General features: G+C 61.2%; 5 protein-coding genes and 1 pseudogene. All 6 read right to left on the bottom strand.

The genetic code is table 11. The annotated features are described in order from the left end of the window. Window positions 1-226: 226 nt before the first annotated feature. On the bottom strand, window positions 227-592 hold the full coding sequence (gene erpA, locus DBR23_RS21530) for an iron-sulfur cluster insertion protein ErpA (RefSeq protein ID WP_108499543.1): 366 nt from the start codon (window positions 590-592) through the stop codon (window positions 227-229). A 60-nt stretch (window positions 593-652) separates the two neighbouring features. Beyond that, complete coding sequence (locus DBR23_RS21525; RefSeq protein WP_060986949.1) at window positions 653-1,051, bottom strand: polymer-forming cytoskeletal protein; 399 nt, start codon at window positions 1,049-1,051, stop codon at window positions 653-655. 155 nt (window positions 1,052-1,206) lie between these two features. Continuing rightward, the gene (locus DBR23_RS21520; protein ID WP_108499542.1) at window positions 1,207-1,917 is read right to left on the bottom strand and encodes a DUF6776 family protein; all 711 of its coding nucleotides are present in this window, start codon (window positions 1,915-1,917) and stop codon (window positions 1,207-1,209) included. Between the two features lie 157 nt (window positions 1,918-2,074). Then, the gene (gene rpsI / locus DBR23_RS21515) at window positions 2,075-2,467 is read right to left on the bottom strand and encodes a 30S ribosomal protein S9 (RefSeq protein WP_005798582.1); all 393 of its coding nucleotides are present in this window, start codon (window positions 2,465-2,467) and stop codon (window positions 2,075-2,077) included. 11 nt (window positions 2,468-2,478) lie between these two features. Further along, window positions 2,479-2,910, bottom strand: a complete 432-nt coding sequence (gene rplM / locus DBR23_RS21510; RefSeq protein WP_015015720.1) for a 50S ribosomal protein L13 — start codon at window positions 2,908-2,910, stop codon at window positions 2,479-2,481. A 191-nt stretch (window positions 2,911-3,101) separates the two neighbouring features. Next, window positions 3,102-3,283 (bottom strand): annotated as a pseudogene (locus tag DBR23_RS31425) (hypothetical protein); the annotation flags it as partial.

Below are 3,283 nucleotides of genomic sequence, written 5' to 3'. Positions count from 1 at the left end.
CTCGCCCAGGCTCTGCGCCATGGCCGGCAGCGCGGTGTTGACGATGGTGGCGTCCAGCGTCTGCATGAAGAAGCCGACGGCCACCAGCCACAGCAGTACTTTCTGGGAGGGTTCCTGGTGCATGGTTTGCAGGGTTTTCAAACGAAACGAACGCGCCCCATGAAAAAACCGCCCGAAGGCGGTTGATTCAGTCAGGGGTGCAGGGTTGCGCCTGTCACGGTGCCCCTCAGGCCGAGAAGCTGGAGCCGCAGCCGCAGGTGGTGGTGGCGTTCGGGTTCTTGATCACGAACTGCGCACCTTGCAGGTCTTCCTTGTAGTCGATCTCGGCACCCACCAGATACTGGTAGCTCATGGCGTCGATGAGCAGCGACACACCGTTCTTGGTCATGGTGGTGTCGTCTTCGTTGGTAATTTCATCGAACGTGAAGCCGTATTGGAAGCCGGAGCAGCCGCCGCCTTGCACAAACACCCGCAACTTCAGTTCGGGGTTGCCTTCTTCGGCAATCAGGTCCGCCACCTTGGCCGCCGCGCTGTCGGTGAACAGGATGGGGGCGGGCATTTCGGTCTGGATGTTTTCGGCAACTGCGCTCATGGGGTACTCCGGGTTCAGGGTTTGCAGGGAATACTACTGCAAACCTCTCGGGAATTCAGATCACTGGCTGTTTGACGCTAACTTCAGTGGGGGCTTTTCCTCCACCAGCACCGCCGTAGGGATCAACTGCCCCGCGATCACGGCGCCTTGGTGCATCTCCAGCGCCTTGTAATGCACATTGCCGGTGATCTGCGCCTTGGGCTGCAGTTCCAACAGTTCGCCCGCATGCACGGGGCCCAGCACCTGGCCGTTGATGATCACGTGGTCGGCATGCACCGCGCCCTCGACCCGCGCGGTTTCGGAGATCACCAGGATGCTGGGCTGGTCCGCCGCTGCCCGGATATCGCCGACCACATCGCCATCAATGCGCATGCCCTCGGCAAAATGCACATTGCCTTCGATCTTGGTGCCCTGTGCCACCAGGCTTTTGATGGGTGGCTGCTTTTTACGCGAGAACATGGTCGGAAGACTCCTGAAGTGCCAGGCGGTTGCAAAGGCCCGCTTGGGGATGGAATTCGTGCCAGCAAGGCGGCAGGTTGTGGGTGGCAGCTGGGGCTGGATTGCCGGGGCGAGAGCGCCAAAACCTGATCAGCGCATCCACCGTCCACCTTGCACTATTCGATGGCCATGGTCTGGGTGGTGCGTACTGTGGCTCCCTCCAGCACGCGCGCGGTCACGGTTTTTACCACGGCCTGGGGCGGCAGATCGAGCACGCCCTCGATGCGGCGGTATTGTTTGACCTGCAGCGACTGGCCTTGGGGTGGCTGGGTCTGTGCCCATGGTTTGCCATCCAGAGTGCCCACCAGCACCAACTCCAGCCGCCCGTTGAACTCCGGCGCATTGCGGGCGGCCTGGATCACCAGCACCTGCCAACGCAGCTGCATCCCGCCGAGCACCTCAGCCTGCAGCGCGCGAATGGCCAGCCCATCGGTCTTGGCCGCAGGGATCAGCTTTTCAAAGAAGCCCAGATCCTCGCGCAGCGTGCGATTGTCGGCTTCAAGCTGGCGCACCTGGGCCATCAGGCTCTCCTTAGCAGCGCGCTCGGTGGCCAGCAGGCTCTCGGCGGTCAATGCCACCGTCTGGCGCTCCTGGCCCTCTTCGCGCAGGCGGCTGATCTCCGCCTTCATCTGGACCACTTCGTCACGCGAAACGGTATCGATCCCGGCAATGGATTTGCCGAACTCAAAGGCCCACAACGCCACGGCAGCGCAGAAACCCATCACCACGGCCAGGGCCAGCCATCGAAAGGGCCAGGGCAAGGCGCTGCGGATGGCCACCCGGGGGGCGCTGATGGTCAACCGACGGCGAAGCAGGCGAAAGCGCATAGGCTCGACAGGCGGACCATGGAAGGCCTCCCAAAAAAACGAAAAGAGCGCACCATAAACGAAAAAACCGCCCGAAGGCGGTTTTTCTCTGTAAAGCACTCGCAAGGAGTGCCTTGCAGTGGATGCTGCACAAGGCAACATCCGGCAGCGCCACAGCTTAACGCTTGGAGAACTGCTTGGCGCGGCGTGCGGAGTGCAGACCGACCTTCTTACGTTCGACTTCACGGGCATCGCGGGTCACGAAGCCGGCTTGGCTCAGGACGGGCTTGAGGGATGCGTCGTAATCGATCAGGGCGCGGGTGATACCGTGGCGGGCAGCGCCAGCCTGGCCGGATTCACCACCACCGTGCACGTTGATCTGGATGTCGAAAGTTTCGACATGGTTGGTCAACGCCAGGGGTTGCTTGGCAATCATGATCGAGGTTTCGCGGCCGAAGTAGGACTGGATGTCCTTGCCGTTCACCGTGATCTTGCCGGAGCCTTTTTTCAGAAACACGCGGGCGACGCTGGACTTGCGACGGCCGGTGCCATTGTTCCATTCACCAATCATCTCAAGGCTCCTTAGATTTCCAGCACTTTGGGCTGCTGGGCGGTGTGGGGATGCTCGGCACCACCGTACACCTTGAGTTTCTTGATCATCGCGTAGCCAAGGGGACCCTTGGGCAGCATGCCCTTGACAGCCTTTTCCAGCGCGCGGCCGGGGTGCTTGGCTTGCATGTCGCGGAAGTTCGTGGCCGTGATACCGCCGGGATAACCCGAGTGACGGTAGTACACCTTGTCCAGGGACTTGGTGCCGGTGACCTTGAGTTGGGCTGCGTTGATAACGACGATGAAGTCACCGGTATCGACGTGAGGCGTGTAAATGGCCTTGTGTTTGCCGCGCAAACGGAGAGCAACTTCGCTGGCTACTCGTCCGAGGACCTTGTTGGTCGCGTCAATCACAAACCACTCGTGCACGACCTCAGCGGGCTTTGCGCTGAAAGTAGTTGTCATGAGTTTTCTCTTCAAAAGAGGGTTTGGCGGGCCCTTTTCCACGGTCGGTGCTTCTCTGAAGGAAGCCTCTTAGGTGGCAAAAAGTCTTCGCCGCGGGACCACAAAAGCGCTGCGAAGCCTTCCATTATACGAAAGAGCCATGCGTTAGCGCAAGAGCACCCCAGCCACGGCCCTCAGGGCACCTGCTCCGGTCAGTTCGGCGTCTGGCGGCGGCGCTGCTCGTCGGCCTCGTAACGGCGACGGTTTTCCACGCAGACAGTTTGATTGGCCTGGGACGGTTTCTGGCATTCCTGGTGAATACACATCGGGCGGGCCAGGAAGTTGGCGTCGGCACACACCTCTTGCGGCGAGGGCAGGCGGGGCGGGGCGGGGC

This window comes from Acidovorax sp. HMWF018 (assembly GCF_003061035.1).
In the GTDB taxonomy this organism is placed as follows: Bacteria; Pseudomonadota; Gammaproteobacteria; order Burkholderiales; family Burkholderiaceae_C; genus Acidovorax; species Acidovorax delafieldii.
Note: the sequence above shows the minus strand (reverse complement) of the source record. Positions and strands in the feature narration are given on the sequence as shown.